Origin of the sequence: Micromonospora sp. NPDC023888 (assembly GCF_040639415.1) — a bacterium.
Taxonomy (GTDB): Bacteria; Actinomycetota; Actinomycetes; order Mycobacteriales; family Micromonosporaceae; genus Micromonospora.
In genome coordinates this window covers 273,510-289,737 of record NZ_JBEZZW010000002.1, presented here as the reverse complement: position 1 = coordinate 289,737, position 16,228 = coordinate 273,510, and the positions used below count along the sequence as shown (strand labels likewise).

Below are 16,228 nucleotides of genomic sequence, written 5' to 3'. Positions count from 1 at the left end.
TCCTCCAGCGACGGCGGGTTCGAACGGATCGACGAACGTGATGACGGGCACGCTATACCGTCACGAGCGTCGATGTCGATAGCCTTCATCCCCGCGTCAAGCCGTGAAGGAAACCACCGGATCAGACCTCGCCGAGCGCGTCGATGTCGCGCATCTCCTCCGCCGTCAGCGCGAAGTGGAAGATGTCGAAGTTGGCGCTGATCCGCTCCGGGGTCACCGACTTCGGGATCGCCACGATCTCGTGGTCGATGTGCCACCGCAGCACCACCTGCGCCGGAGAAACCCCGTGTGCGGCGGCGATCCTGGTCAACACCGGGTCACTGAGGTCGCTGGTCTTGAACGGGCTGTAACCCTCCAGCACCACACCCCGGTCCCGGTGCTCGGCGTGCCGCTGCCGGTCGTACAGCGCCGGGCTCCACTCGATCTGGTTGACCGCCGGGTTCTCCTCGGTCGACTGGATCAGCTCGTCGATCTGCGCGGTGCTGTAGTTGCTGACGCCCACCGCTCGAACCAGGTTCTCGTCCCGGGCCGCCAGCAGCTCACGCCAGAGCGGGATGCTGTCCGACGGCGACGACGGCGGCCAGTGGATCAACCACAGGTCCACCTGGTCGACGCCGAGCGCCGCCAGGCTGGCCTCCAACGTCGCGCGCTCCTGGCCCACCCGGTTCGGCGGGAGCTTGGTGGTGATGAAGACATCCTCCCGGCGCAGCCCGCTCTCCTGCACCGCCCGGCCGACTTCGCGCTCGTTGCCGTACACCGTGGCGGTGTCGACATGCCGGTAGCCGGTGTCGAGCGCGGCGAGCACCGCCTCGTAACCGGCCTGGCCGGTGGCCTGCCAGGTGCCGAAGCCGAGCAGGGGCATCCGGACATCCCCCGGAAGCAGTGCGGTGGGCTGGTCGGTGAGGTCCATGAGGTCCGTTCTACCCCGCCGAGCCCTCCCCCGCCGAGCGAACCGGACACTCCGGCATCCAGCGCACCGGTCCGGTTTGCCGCAGAATGCGGGTGTGACCGACCGGCTGGAGGAGTACCGGCGGCGACGGGACGCGGCCCGTACGCCGGAGCCGGTGCCGGAGCGGAGCCACCCGGCGGCCGGCGCCGACAACGACGGCGGCCGCTTCGTCATCCAGCAGCACCACGCCCGGAGCCTGCACTGGGACCTGCGCCTGGAACACCAGGGGGTGCTGGCGTCCTGGGCGGTCCCGCGCGGCCTGCCCCGCGACCCGGGTCGCAACCACCTCGCCGTGCACACCGAGGACCACCCGATGGAATACCTCGACTTCGCCGGTGAGATTCCCGCGGGCGAATACGGCGGCGGCCGGATGCTGATCCACGACCGGGGCACCTACCGGTGTGAGAAGTGGCGCGACGACGAGGTGATCGTGACCCTCTCCGGCGACCGGACGGCCGGCCGCTACGTCCTCTTCGCCACCGGAGGACGGGACTGGATGGTCCGCCGGACCGACCCCGCGCCGCCGGGCTGGACGCCGATGCCCGACCTGGTCCGCCCGATGCACGCCACGGCCGCCGCCGGGCTCCCCCGCGACCGGGCCGGCTGGGGGTACGAGCTGCGCTGGGACGGGGTCCGGGCGATGGCGTACGTCTCCGGTGGGCGGCTGCGGCTGCTCTCCGAGACCGACGAGGAGATCACCGGCGGGTACCCGTGGCTGCGGGCGATGGCCGAGGCGCTCGCACCCACCGAGGCGGTGCTCGACGGTGTGCTGGTACGCATCGACGACGCCGGCCGGGTCCGCCCGGTCCGCCCGACCAGCGGCGCTCGGGTGCCGGCCGGCGCCCAGTTCCTGATCGTCGACCTGCTCTGGCTGGAGGGCGTGAGCAGCGTCGACGTGCCGTACGCGCAACGCCGGGAGCTGCTCGATGGGCTGGCCTTGGCCGGTGCGCACTGGCAGACTCCGCCATGGTTCCCGGGCGCGGGCGACGAGGCCCTGCGCACCGGGCGCGAGCAGGGCCTGCCGGGCGTGGTCGCCAAGCGGCTTGACTCGGTCTACGAGCCGGGGCGGCGCAGCCGGCGCTGGTTGAGCATCGACGCGGTCTGAACGGCGAGGAGCGATGTGTACCTGACCCACCTGGACTGCCCGCGCTGCGGCAGGGAGCACTCCGCCGACGAACTGCGCAACCTCTGCGCGTGCGGCTCCCCGCTGCTGGCCCGCTACGACCTGCCGGCGGTGGCGAAGGCGGTCACCCCGGAACGTTTCCCGCTGCGCCCTGCCGACCTGTGGCGCTACCGGGAGCTGCTGCCGGTCGACGACCCACGGAACGTCACGACGCTCGGCGAGGGCTGGACGCCGCTGCTGCGCGCCCCGGCGTACGGCGCCGAGATCGGCATCACGGACCTGATGGTCAAGGACGAGGGGTTGATCCCGACCGGCTCGTTCAAGGCGCGCGGCGCGGCGGTCGGGGTGAGCCGGGCCCGGGAGCTGGGCGTGCGGCGGATCGCGATGCCCACGAACGGCAACGCCGGGTCGGCCTGGGCGACGTACGCCGCGCGGGCCGGGATCGGTGCCACGATCGTCATGCCGCTGGAGGCCCCGAGCATCTGCCGGCGCGAGTGCGTCGCCGCGGGAGCGGACCTGCGCCTGGTCGACGGGCTGATCAGCGACGCCGGCCGGCGGGTCGCCGAGCTGATCGCGGAGTCGAACGGGGCGATCTTCGACGCCGGTACGCTGCGCGAGCCCTACCGGCTGGAGGGCAAGAAGACGATGGGGTACGAGATCGTCGAGCAGCTCGGTTGGCAGACGCCCGACGTGATCATCTACCCGACCGGCGGTGGGGTCGGGCTGATCGGCATCCACAAGGCACTGCACGAGCTGCGCGAGCTGGGCTGGGTCGGCGACAAGCTGCCCCGGCTGGTGGCGGTGCAGTCGACCGGCTGCGCACCGATCGTGCGGGCGTTCGCCGCCGGCGAGGACCGGGCGCAGCCCTGGTCGGACGCGCACACCGTGGCGTTCGGCATCACCGTGCCGGCCCCGCTTGGCGACGAGCTGATCCTGGCGGCGCTGCGGGAGTCATCCGGCACCGCTGTCGCCGTCGACGACGCGGACATCCTGGCCGACCTCCGGGACTTCGCCGGCCGGGAGGGGTTGCTGCTCTGCCCGGAGGGGGCGGCCTGCCTGACCGCGGCGCGGCAGCTACGCGCCGGCGGGTGGATCCGGGCCGGCGAGCGGGTGGTGGTGCTCAACACCGGCGCTGGTCTGAAGTATCCGGACACGGTCGACGTGTCCGGCGTACCGGTGGTGGTCTGACTCAGTAGCTGTCCGGCGCGGTCAACCGCCAGGCCGCGTTGATCAGCCCGACGTGGGAGAGCGCCTGCGGAGTGTTGCCGAGCTGCTCCCCATTCGTCAGGTCGATCTGTTCGCTGAACAACCCCACGTCGTTGGCGTACCCCACCACCCGCTCGAACAGCGCCTCAGCCCGCTTCGACTCACCCACCATGACCAGGCACTCCACCAGCCAGAACGAGCACAGCAGGAAACCGCCCGGGTCGGTCGACCACCGTCGGACGAGCCCGCCGTCCGTGCCCAACTCCCGCTCCACCATCGCTATCGTCGACCGCATCCGCGGATCGGTCGCCGGCAGGAAGTGCGCCACGGGCAGGGTCAGCGCCGAGGCGTCCAGCTCCGCCGAGCCGAAGGAACCGGTGAACGCGCCGATCCGGTCGTTCCACGCCTCGCGCAGCACGGTCTCGCGGATCTCGTCGCGCACCCGGGCCCAGCGCTGCGGGTCGGCCCTCTCCCCGAGCCGGTCGGCGAGGCCCACCGCCCGGTCGAGCGTCAGCCAGCAGATCACCTTGGACGACAGGTAGTGGCGCTCCTCGTCCCGGGTCTCCCACATGCCCCGGTCCGGCAGGTGCCAGGTCGCCGCCACCTGCTCGGTCAACCCGAGCACCATCTCGCGCAACTCGCCCTCGAACGGCGTGCCGAGATAGTCGCGCAACCGCCACACCGCCGACATCACCTCACCCGGCACGTCCAACTGCCGCTGCCGCCACGCGTCGTTGCCGATCCGGACCGGACTGCTGTCGCGGTATCCGCGCAGGTGCTGGCAGTGGTGCTCGGAGAGGTCACGCTCGCCCTCCAGCCCGAAGAGCACAGGCACCGGCTGGTCGCCGATCCGGCCGATCGAGCGGGACGCCCAGGCGAACAGCCGGGACGCCTCGTCGGGGCAGGCCGCCACCCAGAGCGCGCGCATGGTGAACGAGAAGTCCCGCAGCCAGGAGTAGCGGTAGTCGTAGTTACGGTCGCCGCCGATCCGCTCCGGCAGCGACGTGGTGAGCGCCGCGGCTACCGCGCCGCTGCGGGCGTACGTGAGGCCGGTCAGGACCGTCGCGCTGTGCCGGACAAGTTCGGGGTACCGGCCGGAATACTGGTGCACGTCCCGGTAGGCGTCCCAGGCCTGTGTCGTCTCGGCGAGCGCGGCCACCGGGTCCAGCCGTGCCGGTGGGTCGCCGTAGGCCGCGCCGAACGCCACGTCCACCCCGACCACCTCACCGGCGGACACCTCGAACTCGTGCGTCACCCGGTCGCGGTCCGCCCGCAGGCGCAGGCCCGGCGCGCGCAGCACCAGCACCACCGGGCCGGCGCCGGCCAGCACCCCGCCGTCCGGCTGCTCGTGCAGGTACGGCGTGAGCAGTCCGTACTCCGGTCGGGGCGCGAAGTCCAGCCCCATCCGGACTCGCCCGGACAGCCCCTCGACCACCCGGATCAGCACGGCGGGCGAGTTCATCCCCAGCTCGTGGGCGCGGGCGCCGACCTCCGCGGCGAGCGCGTCGGTGACCGACACGCTGCCGTGCGGTGTGTGGTGCACCGTGCGCAGCACAAGCGTGCCCGGCCGGTACGCGCGCTCCACCCGGTACCCCGGGCCACCGGCGCCGACCGGCGCGAGCCGGAAGTGCCCGGCGGTCGGGTCGAGCAGCCGCCCGAACACGGAGGCCCCGTCGAACCGGTGCGGGCACCACCAGTCGATGGAGCCGTCCTTGCCGACCAGGGCACCCGAACGGGAGTCCGAGAGGAACCCGTAGTCGGAGATCGCCGGCTGCTGCTCCACCCGCCGCGGGTACCCGCATCGGCCCGGATCAGACCGCTAGCCGACTTCTCACCCGGTCGGCGGCTCGTCCTTGCCCGCCTCCTCGGCCGCGTCGGCCTCCTCCTTGGTCCGGTGCACCGCCTTGTCGGCGTGCTCCGCCGGGCCGTAGACCGTGTACAGCACCAACGGATTGGGGCCGGTGTTGACGAAGTTGTGCTTGGTGCCGGCCGGCACGACCACCAGGTCGCCGGAGACGACCTTCCGCTTCGAGCCGGCAACCCGGGCCTCACCGACGCCACTGACGAAGGTCAGGATCTGGTCGACGTCCTCGTGCACCTCTTCGCCGATCTCCCCGCCCTCGGGGATGGTCATGATGACCAACTGGCTGTGCTCACCGGTCCACAGCACCCGCCGGAAATCCGGACTCTGCTCGGCAATGGTCGCGATCGTGAAATGCTCCATGACCCGCTCATACCCCGTTCGTCGGCGCGCCACGCCGGGACTCGCGAATGGCGGAACTCCCCACGGTCGGCGGGTTTGGATCCGCGCAGACCGGGGATCGAGTACGCGGACCGGCACCAACAGCCGGTCGAGCCAGGTCCCTGCCGGCGTACCGCCGAACGGCTGCGATGGTGGGAGACGGCCAGAGCGCGGCGACGTTCCGACCACTGTCGAAGCGGCGCCGCGCGCTCCTGTGCCCAGCACTCCAGAACGCCTCACCCGAGGGCGTCTACTGCCGCTCGGTGAAGCCGAACTGGATGACACCCTCGTCGTCGACAGTGGCGTCCACCGAGGCGTCACCGAGCAGCTCGGCCGCGTCCTCGTCCAGGAATATCCGGGCGCCCTGGTTGTCGACCACACGATCGCCCTGTACCGGCTCGGGCACCAACTCCACAGTCAGCGAGCCAGCCTCGGCGTCGGCGGCGATGCGGACACCGCCGTCCTGGGCGACGTCCTGCTGGTTGGCGAGGTCACGGATGACGAGCACGGCGTTGTCGGTCATGGTGAGCATTGGCGGAACTCCTCGTGGATTCTCGGCTGGCGGTCGCAATGGTGCGCAGACCGGACGGTCGGCTCGTGTACGAGCGCACGTGGGAGGCGACAGGAGGGCGAACGGTCGTCGCCGTCGCACGGAATCGGGGCGGCTGACGGCCCCGTCACTCCCACCGTGCCCGCTGCCAGGCCATCCGTCAAATAGAGCCAGGTCAGTCGAGAACGGGGGCCGGGGCCAGCCAGGCGCGAATCTCGTTGACGGCGGCGCGGCCGGCCCGGTTGGCGCCGATCGTGCTGGCCGAGGGGCCGTACCCGACCAGGTGAATCCGGTCGTCGGCGACCACCCGGGTGCCGTCCATCGTGATACCGCCACCGGGCGCGCGCAGGCCCAGCGGGGCGAGGTGGTCGATGGCCGCCCGGAAGCCGGTGCACCAGAGGATCACGTCCGCCGGCACGAACCGCCCGTCCGACCAGGCCACCCCGTCCGGTGTGATCCGGTCGAACACGGGTAGCCGGTCCAGGACGCCGCGTTCGCGCAGCCGACGTATCTCCGGGGTGACCGGCAGTCCGGTCACCCCGACCACGCTGCCCGGTGGGCGGCCCGCCCGGACCGCCTCGTCCACCCGGGCCACCGCCGCACGGCCCAACTCCATGCCGAACGTCTCGTCCCGGAACTCCGGTGGGCGGCGGGTCACCCAGGTGGTGGCAGCCGCGACGGTGGAGACCTCGCCGAGGAGCTGCACGGCGGAGGTGCCACCACCGACGACCACCACCCGCAGGCCGGCGAACTCGGCCGGGCCACGGTAGTCGGCGGTGTGCAACTGCCGGCCCCGGAACGACGACCGGCCCGGGTAGTGCGGCCAGAACGGCCGGGTCCAGGTGCCGGTCGCGTTGATCAGCGCCCGCGCGGTCCACCGGTCGGTATCGGTGTGGACGTCCAGCCGCCCGTCCGGGCGGGAGCGCACCGCGCGGACCCGCACCGGCCGCCGTACCGGTAGGTCGAATGCCCGCTCGTACGCGGCGAAGTAGGCGCTCACCTGCTCGGCGGCCGGACGCTGTGGGTCGGTCGGCGGGAGCGGCAGCCCGGGCAGGTCGTGGAAGCCGTGCACCCGGTCGAAGACGAGCGTCGGCCACCGGTGCTGCCAGGCGCCACCGGGTGCGGTGTCGCCGTCGAGGATGACGAAGCCGCTGCCCGGGGCGAAGCCGGTACGACGCAGGTGGTAGCCGGCGCTCAGGCCAGCCTGACCGGCGCCGATCACCACGACGTCCGCGGAGTGGGTGTCCACCCCGGGCACAACGCCCCGGTGAGCACCGCTGTGCCCGCACCGGCCGTCGTGTCGATCACAGACGACCATTCCGGCATCAGCCGCCTGACCCGCACTTACGCTGAGTTAATGAGCGACTTCCGCCGGTACGCGGCCGAGTTCCTCGGCACCCTGCTGCTTGTCTTCTTCGGGGTCGGCAGCGCGGTCGCCGCACGGGTCCAGGGCGGCGTGGTGGTGGTCGCTCTGGCCTTCGGCTTCGTGATGGTCGCCCTGGTCTACACGATCGGCCCGCTGTCCGGGAGCCACGTCAATCCGGCTGTGACACTGGGTGTGCTGCTCTCCGGAAAGATCTCGGTGGTCGGTGCGGTGGCGTACTGGATCGCGCAGTTCGTCGGCGCGACAGTGGCGGCCTTCGTGCTCTGGGCGCTGACCCGCTGGGGCGACGTCGCGGACCAGACCGGGGCGCTCGGCACGAACGGTTACGGCGCGCACATCAACCGGGGCGGCGCTGCCGTGCTGGAGGTCGTGCTGACCTTCCTCTTCGTGCTTGTCGTCCTGGTGGTGACCAGTCGTAGCGAGAATCCGGGCACCGCCGGTGTGGCCATCGGGTTGGCTCTCGCCGCGACCCAACTGGTGGGCGTGACGTTGACCGGCGCCGCGGTCAACCCGGCCCGCGCGTTCGGCCCGGCCGTCTTCGAGGGTGGTGTGGCCCTGCGGCAGCTCTGGGTGTTCATCGTCTTCCCGCTGCTCGGCGGGGCGCTCGCCGCGCTTGTCGCGCCGTCAGTGATGGGTGCGCAGCGGCACTACTGGGGTGGTCACGAAGAGTCGGTCGGCCGGCCGACGTAGGCCGGTTGGCAAGAACCTGCACCCGCGGCTCTTCTCCGGCGAATACCTTCGTGACAGCATCAGCGCATGCATCGCCGTCACTTTCCCCGCGTCCTCGCGCTGCTCACGCTGGTCGCCACCGCGGCCCTCGCCGGAGCGCCCGGCGCCACCGCCGAGTCGCCCACCCCCGCGACGACCCGACTGCACGCCACGATCGACACGATCCTCGCCGACGCCCGGCTCGCCGGCGCGCAGGCGTCGGTGGTCGTGGTCGACACCAGCACCGGCCAGACGCTCTACGACCGCAACGGTGACCGCCGGCTGATCCCGGCCTCGAACACCAAGCTGCTGACCTCGACGGCTGCCCTTGAGTTGCTCAGCCCAGGGCACCGCTTCACCACCGACGTACGCACCACCGGCAAGCGCCGCGCGGGCCTGCTCTCCGGCAACCTCTACCTTCGCGGCGGAGGCGATCCGACGATGCTCGCCACGGACTACGACGCGCTCGCCGCGCAGGTCGCCGCCGACGGCGTCCGCGTGGTCGCCGGCAACCTGGTGGCCGACGACACCCGCTACGACCGCACCCGACTCGGCCCCGACTGGACCTGGGACGACGAGCCTTACTACTACGCCGCGCAGGTCTCCGCGCTCACCGTCGCGCCGGACACCGACTACGACGCGGGCACCGTGATCGTGCATGCCGCCCCGGCCGACCGGGCCGGCGACGCACCGGTGATCAGCACCACCCCGCCCACCACGTACGTGCGCGTCGACAACCGCGCCCGCACGGTCACCGACGGCGAGACCTCGATCTCGATCGAGCGCGAACACGGCGACAACACAGTGGTGGTGACCGGCCAGATCGCCGTCGGGGACGAGCCCGTCAGCGACTGGGTGACCGTCGAGGAGCCCGCCGGCTACGCGGCGGACGTGTTCCGGGCGGCGCTGCACCGGCACGGCGTCCGGGTGCTCGGCCGGACCCTGCTCGGCCAGCCCACTCCGGAGACGGCCGACCCGGTGGCGCAGCACGAGTCGATGAGCCTGGGTGAGTTGATGACGCCGTTCCTCAAGCTCTCCAACAACGGCCACGCCGAGGTGTTGACCAAGGAGATCGGGCGGGTGCTCTCCGGGTCGGGCACCTGGACGGCCGGACTGACCGCGATCAGCGAGTACGTGGCCGACACCGGTATGGACACCGGGAAGCTGCGCCAGCGCGACGGATCCGGGCTGTCCCGGCGCAATCTGATCCCCGCGACGGAGTTCGTCGACCTGCTGAGCGCCGTCCGCGCCGAACCTTGGTTCGCCACCTGGTATTCGGCACTGCCGATCGCGGGGCAACCCGAACGGTTCGTCGGCGGCACCCTGCGCAGCCGGATGGCCGGCACTCCGGCAGCGGGCAACGTGCACGCCAAGACCGGCAGTCTGACCGGCGTCTCCGGGCTGTCCGGCTACGTCACGAGCGCCGACGGCCGGCTGCTGGCGTTCTCCATCCTGCTGAACAACTACCTCACGGCGTCGGTCAAGCCGTTGGAGGACCAGATCGCCGTGGCGTTGGCCGGGTACCGCGAGGACGCAACGGCCACCACGGCACGGGTGGCACCGCCGGCGGTGCCGGAGACGCCCCGGACCCCGGAGGGCGTCGAGTGCTCCTGGGTCAAGCCGATCACCTGCTGAGCGGCGGCCGGGAGGCGTACCCGCGCCTCCCGGCCGGCCGGTCGTGCGCTCAGGCCGGACGGTCCGGTGGGGGGACCACCGCCGTCGGGTCGCCGCGCTCGATCAGCGCGTCGATGTCCGCGGCCCGCAGCCCACGCAGGGCGAGCACCTGGGTGCCCCAGCGGTGCAGGCGGCACGGGTGCGGGCTGGCGTCGTTGCGGCAGACCACTCCCCCCGACCACCGCTGGGGGGCGTGCACCACCACCGCCCGCACCGCGAACTGGGTGTCCTCGCCGGTCACGTACGGCGGCAGGGGAATGTCTCGGAGCACCTCCCCGGACGCTTCATCGGCACCGGTCGTAGCGGTGCGACGGACGCGGTGGGCGGTGCTGCTGCTCATCTCCGCTGCCTCCACACTGGATAGTCGGATGGGGACAGCAGAAAGTTACGACCTTCTCGACCGTGCGCGACGGACAAACTGTCCCGGCGTGCGATCGACCGGTCAGCGCACCGCGACGGCCTGGAGGCCGACGTTGCCGCAGTGCGGGGTGAAGACCTTCTCGACGGTCCAGGTCAGCAGCAGTCGGGCGTTCTTCGGCGCGGCGAACCGGACGGTGAACTGGGCGCTCCGGCTGGTGTACGGGTCCTCCAGCACAGCGGTGCGGGTGGGCCCGCCGGTGGACAGGCGCGCTTCCAGCCGACCCCGAGCCATCCAGGTGCCGCCGTAGACCTGGACCGTGCGCGGCTCACCGCTGCCGGTGACGGCGAGGGTGAACCCGTTGCCGGCACCGCAGGTGTAGACCCCGTTGGAGCTGCCGTTCGCGGACCGCTGCGACGCGCCGTCGGACCACCGGACGTACTCCTGGTTGCCGTCCCAGCCGACCCGGGTGCCGGCGCCACCCGCATCGATGATCTCTGCGGAGCCGGCGCGCTTGCGGACCGTCGAGTTGCCCCCGCGCGGCCCCCAGTGCATCCAGTCGCGGGTGCCCACGGCGGTGAGGTCGACCTCGGCGGGCATCTCCCCCTGGGTCACCGACAGCACCGGGGACCCGGGTGGCGCGGGCGGTGCTGGCGGTGCCACGGGCGCGCTTGTCGCCGGGGTCGGGTCCGGCGAGGGTGGGCGTTGGCGCGGACGCAGGCCCGGCATCGCCGGGCCCGCTTCGCCGGTGCGCCCGTCGGTGGCCGGGTGGGCGGCGGATCGCGCGACGCCGGCCGGTACCTCTCCCGCCCGACCCGCCTGGTCGTCGCCGGGCTCCGGGTCGGACCGGCTCACGAGGTACGAGACCAACAGCACCAGGCAGACGAGTACGGCGACCCCCTCCACCGCCCAACGCCGCCGCTGCCGGGCACGGGCGACCCGGCGCAGCCCGGTGCGGGTCTGCGTCCTCGTGTGGTCGTCGTCCGCCACCGACCCCTCCACCTCCACCGCCCCCGGCTGCCGTCGACCGTCACGAGCCGCGCCGTCCACTGTGGGTCGTTTCACGTTTGCACCGGTGTGGACGACACGCTAGATCCGGAACGCCGGACGTGTCCAGCCCGCGACGGGACGCCGCCGGACGACCCGGCCCGCCCGAACGTCGTACCGGCTGGACCGCCAGCGCCTCTGCCGTCAGCCGATTCGGAAACCGAGCACCTGCGCGATGACGATGGCCTGCTCGGCATCGACGATCGCGCCGTCCCGCTCGACGACCGTCGGGTCGAGCGCGGTGAGGTCGCTGCCGCGCAGGTCCGCGCCGCCGAGCCGGACGTTGCGCAGTTGCGCGCCGGACAGATCGACGCCGGTGATTGTGGCGCCGGTGAGATTGGCCCTGGTCAGGTCCGCCTCGCGCATCCGCACCCCGGTCAGCCGGACGCCCCGCAGGTCGGCGCCGGGCAGCGCGACGAAGGACCAGTCCCCGCCGTCCACCGCCATCGGACGCAGGTCGCACTCGACGAAGGTGCTGCCGATCAGCTTGCAGCCGGTGAACTCGGCCTCGAAGAAGTTGCACCGCCGGAAGACGCAACGGGTGAAGGCGGAGTCGACGTGCCGGGAGGCGTTGAACTGCACGTTGCCGAACGTGCAGCCGGTGAAGACCGCGCCCCGGCTCACCGCCTCCGTCAGGTCCACGTCGAAGAACTCGCAACCCACGAAGTGCCTGTCGACCAACTCCTCGCCGTACCAGTCCTCGTTGCGGAAGGTCACGTCCTCGGTCAGCTCCGGCATCCGGCCAGGCTAATCGGCACCAGCGCGAACGGACGGGTGGGTGCCGCCGACGGCGGGCCCCCTTTCGATCTCGGCGTACCGGCTAGTAGGTTCGGCGACGTGAGCGTGGCGCGAAGCACGGACCCGGATCAGATCGGTTTCGACCCGAGGCGGTTGGCGCGGATCGACGAGCACTTCGGCCGGTACGTCGACGACGGTCGGCTGGCCGGTTGGCAGGTGGTGGTCACCCGTCGTGGCGAGGTGGCGCACTCCTCGACGTACGGGCTGGCCGACCGGGAGTCGGGCGCACCGGTCGAGGCCGACACGCTCTGGCGGATCTACTCGATGACCAAGCCGGTCACCTCGGTCGCGGCGATGATGCTGTGGGAGGAGGGCCGGTTCGAGCTGACCGACGAGATCAGCCGCTGGCTGCCGGAGTTCGCCGACCTGCGGGTCTACTCCAAGGGCTCCACGCTCAAGCCGTTCACCGTGCCGGCGGCCGAGCCGATCCGGGTCTGGCACCTGCTCACCCACACCGCCGGGCTGACCTACGGCTTCCTGCAGACCTCGGTGGTCGACGGGCTCTACCGGGCCGCCGGTTACGACCTGTACCCGCCGGACGACGTCGACCTCGCCGGCGCCTGCGCGGCCTTCGGCGAGCTGCCGCTGCTGTTCCAGCCCGGCTCCGCCTGGGGCTACTCCGTCGCCACCGACGTGCTCGGCCGGCTCGTCGAGGTGATCTCCGGGCAGGGCCTCGACGCGTTCTTCGCCGATCGGATCTTCGGCCCGCTGGGCATGACCGACACCCGCTGGTGGATGGACGGCGACGAGGCCGGGCGGCTGGCCGCGCTCTACGTGCCGGATCCGCGCAGCGGCCGGGCCGTCCGGTACGACAGCCTCGGCGCGCTCGCGTACCGCAAGCCGACCCTGTTCTCCGGCGGCGGTGGCCTGATCTCCAGCGCGGCCGACTACCACCGTTTCACCCAACTGCTGCTGCGCGGTGGGGAGCTGGACGGGGTGCGGCTGCTCGGGCCGCGCACGGTGCGGTTCATGACCCGCAACCACCTACCGGGCGGCCAGGACCTGGGCACGCTGTCCACCGGCGGGTTCGCCGAGACGACCCTGGACGGGATCGGCTTCGGTCTCGGGTTCGCTGTGGTCGAGGACCCGGTTCCCAGCCGGGTGCCGAGCAGCGTCGGCGAGTTCTACTGGGGTGGGGTGGCCAGCACCGCCTTCTGGGTGGACCCGGCCGAGGAGATCACCGCGCTGCTGTTCACCCAGCTCATGCCGTCGAGCACCTACCCGCTGCGCTCCCAACTACGCCAACTCGTCTACGCCGCAGTGGTGGACTGAGCAGGGCGGCGGCGGGCCGCGGTCAGTCGGCGAGGCGGGCGGGAAAGCCTCCGGTGGCGATCGGGCCCCAGGCGTCGATCGTGACCCGGATCAGTGACTTGCCCTGGCGCACCATCGCCGCCCGGTAGTCGTCCCAGTCCGGGTGCTCGCCCGCGATGCTGCGGAAGTACTCGACGAGCGGCTCGACCGCCTCGGGCAGGTCGAGCACCTCGGCGGTGCCGTCGATCTGCACCCAGGGGCCGTCCCAGTCGTCGCTGAGCACGCACGCCGACACCCGGGGATCGCGGCGGATGTTCGTCACCTTGGCCCGCTCGGGGTAGGTGGAGACGACGAGCCGGCCCTGCCCGTCGATCCCGGCGGAGACCGGGGACGACTGCGGGCGGCCGTCGGCCCGGGTGGTCATCAGCACGACGCGGTGTCGCGGCCGGAGGAAGTCGAGCAGGCTGTCCCGGTCGACCCGGGTGTTCTGTGCGATGCTGCGCGCCATTCCCCGTTCCTACCAGGCTGGCGGCGACGTGGCGGCGGCGGGTCAGCGGGGCGGGGCCGCGGAGCGGCGCGCCGCCTGGGTGGGCACCCGGGGGCGGCCGGAGGGGCGCCAGGCCCGGCCGTTGGCGTAGATCACCCGAAAGCCGAGGTACGAGGCGAGCGGCGCCCAGTGGGCGGAGCCCATCCGCAGCTCGGCGGCATTGTGCCGCTGACCGTTGGCGAGCACGTCGAGCAGGACGGTTTCGAAGGCAGCCGATTCGACCCAGTCGACCTCTCGGCTGAAACCGCAGATCAGCGCCGCCCCGGTGACCTCCAGGAACTCGCGCAACACCGCGTCCGAGGCGCGCAGCACCGAGCAGCTACCGAAGTAGAGTCGCCGCCCCTCGGCACGGCCGGCCATCAGGTCGGCCACCTCGTTCAGCTCCACGGACTGCCAGTCGGTGAGGCAGAGCCGGCTCGGCTCGCCGTGCATGGCGAAGAAGCCGACCCGGTGGTCGGCGTACTGCTTGAGCAGCCAGCGGTCCAGGAAGTAGAACAGTTCGTCGCGCGTGGCCGCGTCCTTGTGGATGAAGCGGATCTTGCCGAGTCGTTCGAGCAACTCGAGGGTGGGCAACACGGAACCCCGCTCGTTGAGATCCCGATGCCACTGACCCTCGACACAGAAGACGCCACCGCGTGCCACGTGCACCTCCGCCAGTCCGCCGTGCGGGGCTGACGTTACCGCCCGCCGACGACCACGGAACATCACCCTCGGTGCGGTTGATTGCGACGTTCGGTGTGCTTGGTCGTGGTTGGTCGCGGCAGGGGCGATCGGTGGTTAATGGGGGTTTCGTAAATCAGCCTAATTCACAGGCAATACCCAGCGACGACGATTTGTGAGGACGATTCTCGTTAATCACCTCCAACGGCCCCGGTCAGTGTCAGGGTGGAAATCACGGGACTTCTCGGTCGATGTCCTGGAGCCACCCCATTCGCTCTCCTATCGGGAGGACTTCTGTGCGCGTAAACACCTTGAAGCGTGCCGCCGTCGCATTCGCCCTGGCGCTGCCCGGGGCAGCAATCGCCACGGTGGTCGCCGCGCCAGCGGCACATGCGGACGGCTGTTACACCTGGAACCGCAACCTGTACCAGGGACGCTCGGGCGACGACGTCCGCCAGTTGCAGATCCGGATCGCCGGCTGGGCCGGCTACCGGGACATCGTGGAGAACGACGGCCGCTTCGGACCGAAGACCGCCGCCGCGGTCAAGCGGTTCCAAGAGGCGTACGGGCTGCGTGCCGACGGCGTCGCCGGCCCGCAGACCTACACCAGGCTGTACCAACTACAGGACAACGACTGCACGCCCACGCACTTCAGCTTCAACGAACTGGACAACGGGTGCGGCGGGTCCGGTTACAGCGGTGGCCCGCTCTCGGCGGCCCAGACCCGGCAGAACGCGCTACGCACCATGTGGAAGCTTGAGGCGCTGCGCAAGAGCCTCGGGGACAAACCGCTCGACGTGTCCAGCGGCTTCCGCAGCCACGCCTGCAACGACCAGGTCGGCGGCGCGTCCGACAGCCAGCACCTGTACGGCAACGCGGCCGACGTCACCCCACGGTCGTCCTCGCTGTGCCAGGTCGCCCGCGGTGCCCGCAACAACGGCTTCAGTGGGATCTACGGGCCGGGTTATCCCGACCACGACGACCACGTGCACGTCGATTCGCGGCGGGAGAACAACAGCGACGACAGCTCGAACACGACGAGCTGGTCGGCGCCGGACTGCGGGGTCGGCAACTGAGCCGTCCGTTCGGTGAGACGTCGGCCCGACGCGGAGGGGGATCTTCGCGTCGGGCCGGCGTCATGTCGCCCCGGGTCGGGCGGGTGGGGTGCTCAGCTCGCCCGGGGCCAGCGCGGCGCGGTGACGGGGGGTGTCACCGGCCGGCCAGCGGTGGCCCGTGCCCCCGGCGGGACGACCCGCGCGGCCTGCTGCCGCGACGGCCCGGTCGCCGTGAAGGGGAAGGGCACGTGCACGAACGGGTTACCGTGCCGGATCACCGCCTCGATCTGCCGCTCGTTGAGCCCGTGTGTCTCCAACACCCGTCGCCCCCAGCGGTGCAGGCGGCAGGGGTAGGAGGCGCCGTCGTTGCGGCACAGCGGCCCGGTGGGCCACTCCTCGGCGGTGTGCACGACCACCGCCCGGACCGCGAGCCGAACGTCCTCCGGGGTCAGCGGTGCCGGCATTGGCACCTCCCCCAGTACCTGATCGATGGGATCCGTCGACTGCTCACCAACTCGCACGGCAGGCCTCCCGCAGCTCGGCAGCGGTACGGCGGACTCACCGCACCGACATCCTCGGCCATGGGTACGGCCGGCACCTGACGAAAGTTCAATTCCGGTACGCGCCAAGCAGATCGACTCGGATTCATTGATGTCGGGGTATCCCCGCGACGGGA

17 protein-coding genes are annotated in these 16,228 nt (G+C 71.6%); 6 read left to right on the top strand and 11 right to left on the bottom strand.

Annotated elements, in window-relative coordinates:
* Positions 1–121: 121 nt before the first annotated feature.
* Positions 122–910 (bottom strand): aldo/keto reductase, encoded by a 789-nt coding sequence (locus AB0F61_RS02860; RefSeq protein WP_357802664.1) that lies wholly within the window; start codon positions 908–910, stop codon positions 122–124.
* Positions 911–1,004: 94 nt separating this feature from the next.
* Between AB0F61_RS02860 and AB0F61_RS02855 the strand changes: the two genes are divergently transcribed.
* Both AB0F61_RS02855 and AB0F61_RS02850 read left to right on the top strand, forming a co-directional pair.
* Positions 1,005–2,054: a DNA polymerase ligase N-terminal domain-containing protein gene (locus AB0F61_RS02855; RefSeq protein ID WP_357802662.1), complete on the top strand. Its 1,050-nt coding sequence runs from the start codon at positions 1,005–1,007 to the stop codon at positions 2,052–2,054.
* A 15-nt stretch (positions 2,055–2,069) separates the two neighbouring features.
* On the top strand, positions 2,070–3,260 hold the full coding sequence (locus AB0F61_RS02850) for a threonine synthase (protein ID WP_357802661.1): 1,191 nt from the start codon (positions 2,070–2,072) through the stop codon (positions 3,258–3,260).
* A gap of 1 nt (position 3,261) precedes the next feature.
* Here AB0F61_RS02850 and AB0F61_RS02845 read toward each other — a convergent pair whose 3' ends face one another.
* From AB0F61_RS02845 to AB0F61_RS02830, 4 genes are all read right to left on the bottom strand, one after another.
* The gene (locus AB0F61_RS02845; RefSeq protein WP_357802659.1) at positions 3,262–5,061 is read right to left on the bottom strand and encodes a glycoside hydrolase family 15 protein; all 1,800 of its coding nucleotides are present in this window, start codon (positions 5,059–5,061) and stop codon (positions 3,262–3,264) included.
* A 48-nt stretch (positions 5,062–5,109) separates the two neighbouring features.
* Positions 5,110–5,502, bottom strand: a complete 393-nt coding sequence (locus tag AB0F61_RS02840) for a cupin domain-containing protein (protein WP_357802658.1) — start codon at positions 5,500–5,502, stop codon at positions 5,110–5,112.
* Positions 5,503–5,770: 268 nt separating this feature from the next.
* The gene (locus AB0F61_RS02835; protein ID WP_279517142.1) at positions 5,771–6,052 is read right to left on the bottom strand and encodes an adhesin; all 282 of its coding nucleotides are present in this window, start codon (positions 6,050–6,052) and stop codon (positions 5,771–5,773) included.
* A 193-nt stretch (positions 6,053–6,245) separates the two neighbouring features.
* Complete coding sequence (locus AB0F61_RS02830; RefSeq protein ID WP_357802655.1) at positions 6,246–7,319, bottom strand: NAD(P)-binding domain-containing protein; 1,074 nt, start codon at positions 7,317–7,319, stop codon at positions 6,246–6,248.
* Between the two features lie 108 nt (positions 7,320–7,427).
* Between AB0F61_RS02830 and AB0F61_RS02825 the strand changes: the two genes are divergently transcribed.
* Complete coding sequence (locus AB0F61_RS02825) at positions 7,428–8,144, top strand: aquaporin (protein ID WP_357802653.1); 717 nt, start codon at positions 7,428–7,430, stop codon at positions 8,142–8,144.
* Positions 8,145–8,210: 66 nt separating this feature from the next.
* The gene (gene dacB / locus AB0F61_RS02820; protein ID WP_357802652.1) at positions 8,211–9,797 is read left to right on the top strand and encodes a D-alanyl-D-alanine carboxypeptidase/D-alanyl-D-alanine-endopeptidase; all 1,587 of its coding nucleotides are present in this window, start codon (positions 8,211–8,213) and stop codon (positions 9,795–9,797) included.
* Positions 9,798–9,846: 49 nt separating this feature from the next.
* Here dacB and AB0F61_RS02815 read toward each other — a convergent pair whose 3' ends face one another.
* The 3 genes from AB0F61_RS02815 to AB0F61_RS02805 all read right to left on the bottom strand — a co-directional run bounded on the left by AB0F61_RS02815 (position 9,847) and on the right by AB0F61_RS02805 (position 11,979).
* Positions 9,847–10,176 carry a hypothetical protein gene (locus tag AB0F61_RS02815; RefSeq protein ID WP_357802650.1) on the bottom strand — a complete coding sequence of 110 codons (330 nt, stop codon included), beginning with the start codon at positions 10,174–10,176 and terminating at the stop codon, positions 9,847–9,849.
* Positions 10,177–10,278: 102 nt separating this feature from the next.
* On the bottom strand, positions 10,279–11,259 hold the full coding sequence (locus AB0F61_RS02810; protein WP_357802648.1) for a hypothetical protein: 981 nt from the start codon (positions 11,257–11,259) through the stop codon (positions 10,279–10,281).
* 126 nt (positions 11,260–11,385) lie between these two features.
* Positions 11,386–11,979 carry a pentapeptide repeat-containing protein gene (locus AB0F61_RS02805; RefSeq protein WP_357802646.1) on the bottom strand — a complete coding sequence of 198 codons (594 nt, stop codon included), beginning with the start codon at positions 11,977–11,979 and terminating at the stop codon, positions 11,386–11,388.
* A gap of 99 nt (positions 11,980–12,078) precedes the next feature.
* Between AB0F61_RS02805 and AB0F61_RS02800 the strand changes: the two genes are divergently transcribed.
* Positions 12,079–13,311, top strand: coding sequence for a serine hydrolase domain-containing protein (locus AB0F61_RS02800; protein WP_357802644.1), 1,233 nt, complete (start codon positions 12,079–12,081; stop codon positions 13,309–13,311).
* Positions 13,312–13,333: 22 nt separating this feature from the next.
* On the opposite strand, the gene AB0F61_RS02795 is transcribed toward AB0F61_RS02800, so the two are convergent.
* Together AB0F61_RS02795 and AB0F61_RS02790 are read right to left on the bottom strand one after the other, a co-directional pair.
* Positions 13,334–13,798 (bottom strand): PPOX class F420-dependent oxidoreductase, encoded by a 465-nt coding sequence (locus AB0F61_RS02795; protein WP_357802642.1) that lies wholly within the window; start codon positions 13,796–13,798, stop codon positions 13,334–13,336.
* A gap of 42 nt (positions 13,799–13,840) precedes the next feature.
* The gene (locus AB0F61_RS02790; protein ID WP_357802641.1) at positions 13,841–14,479 is read right to left on the bottom strand and encodes a hypothetical protein; all 639 of its coding nucleotides are present in this window, start codon (positions 14,477–14,479) and stop codon (positions 13,841–13,843) included.
* Between the two features lie 314 nt (positions 14,480–14,793).
* Here AB0F61_RS02790 and AB0F61_RS02785 point away from each other — a divergent pair, with 314 nt between their 5' ends.
* Entirely contained in the window at positions 14,794–15,573 is a 780-nt protein-coding gene (locus tag AB0F61_RS02785; protein WP_357802639.1) for a D-Ala-D-Ala carboxypeptidase family metallohydrolase, read from the top strand.
* Positions 15,574–15,665: 92 nt separating this feature from the next.
* On the opposite strand, the gene AB0F61_RS02780 is transcribed toward AB0F61_RS02785, so the two are convergent.
* The gene (locus tag AB0F61_RS02780; protein ID WP_357802638.1) at positions 15,666–16,016 is read right to left on the bottom strand and encodes a hypothetical protein; all 351 of its coding nucleotides are present in this window, start codon (positions 16,014–16,016) and stop codon (positions 15,666–15,668) included.
* Between the last annotated feature and the right edge of the window lie 212 nt (positions 16,017–16,228).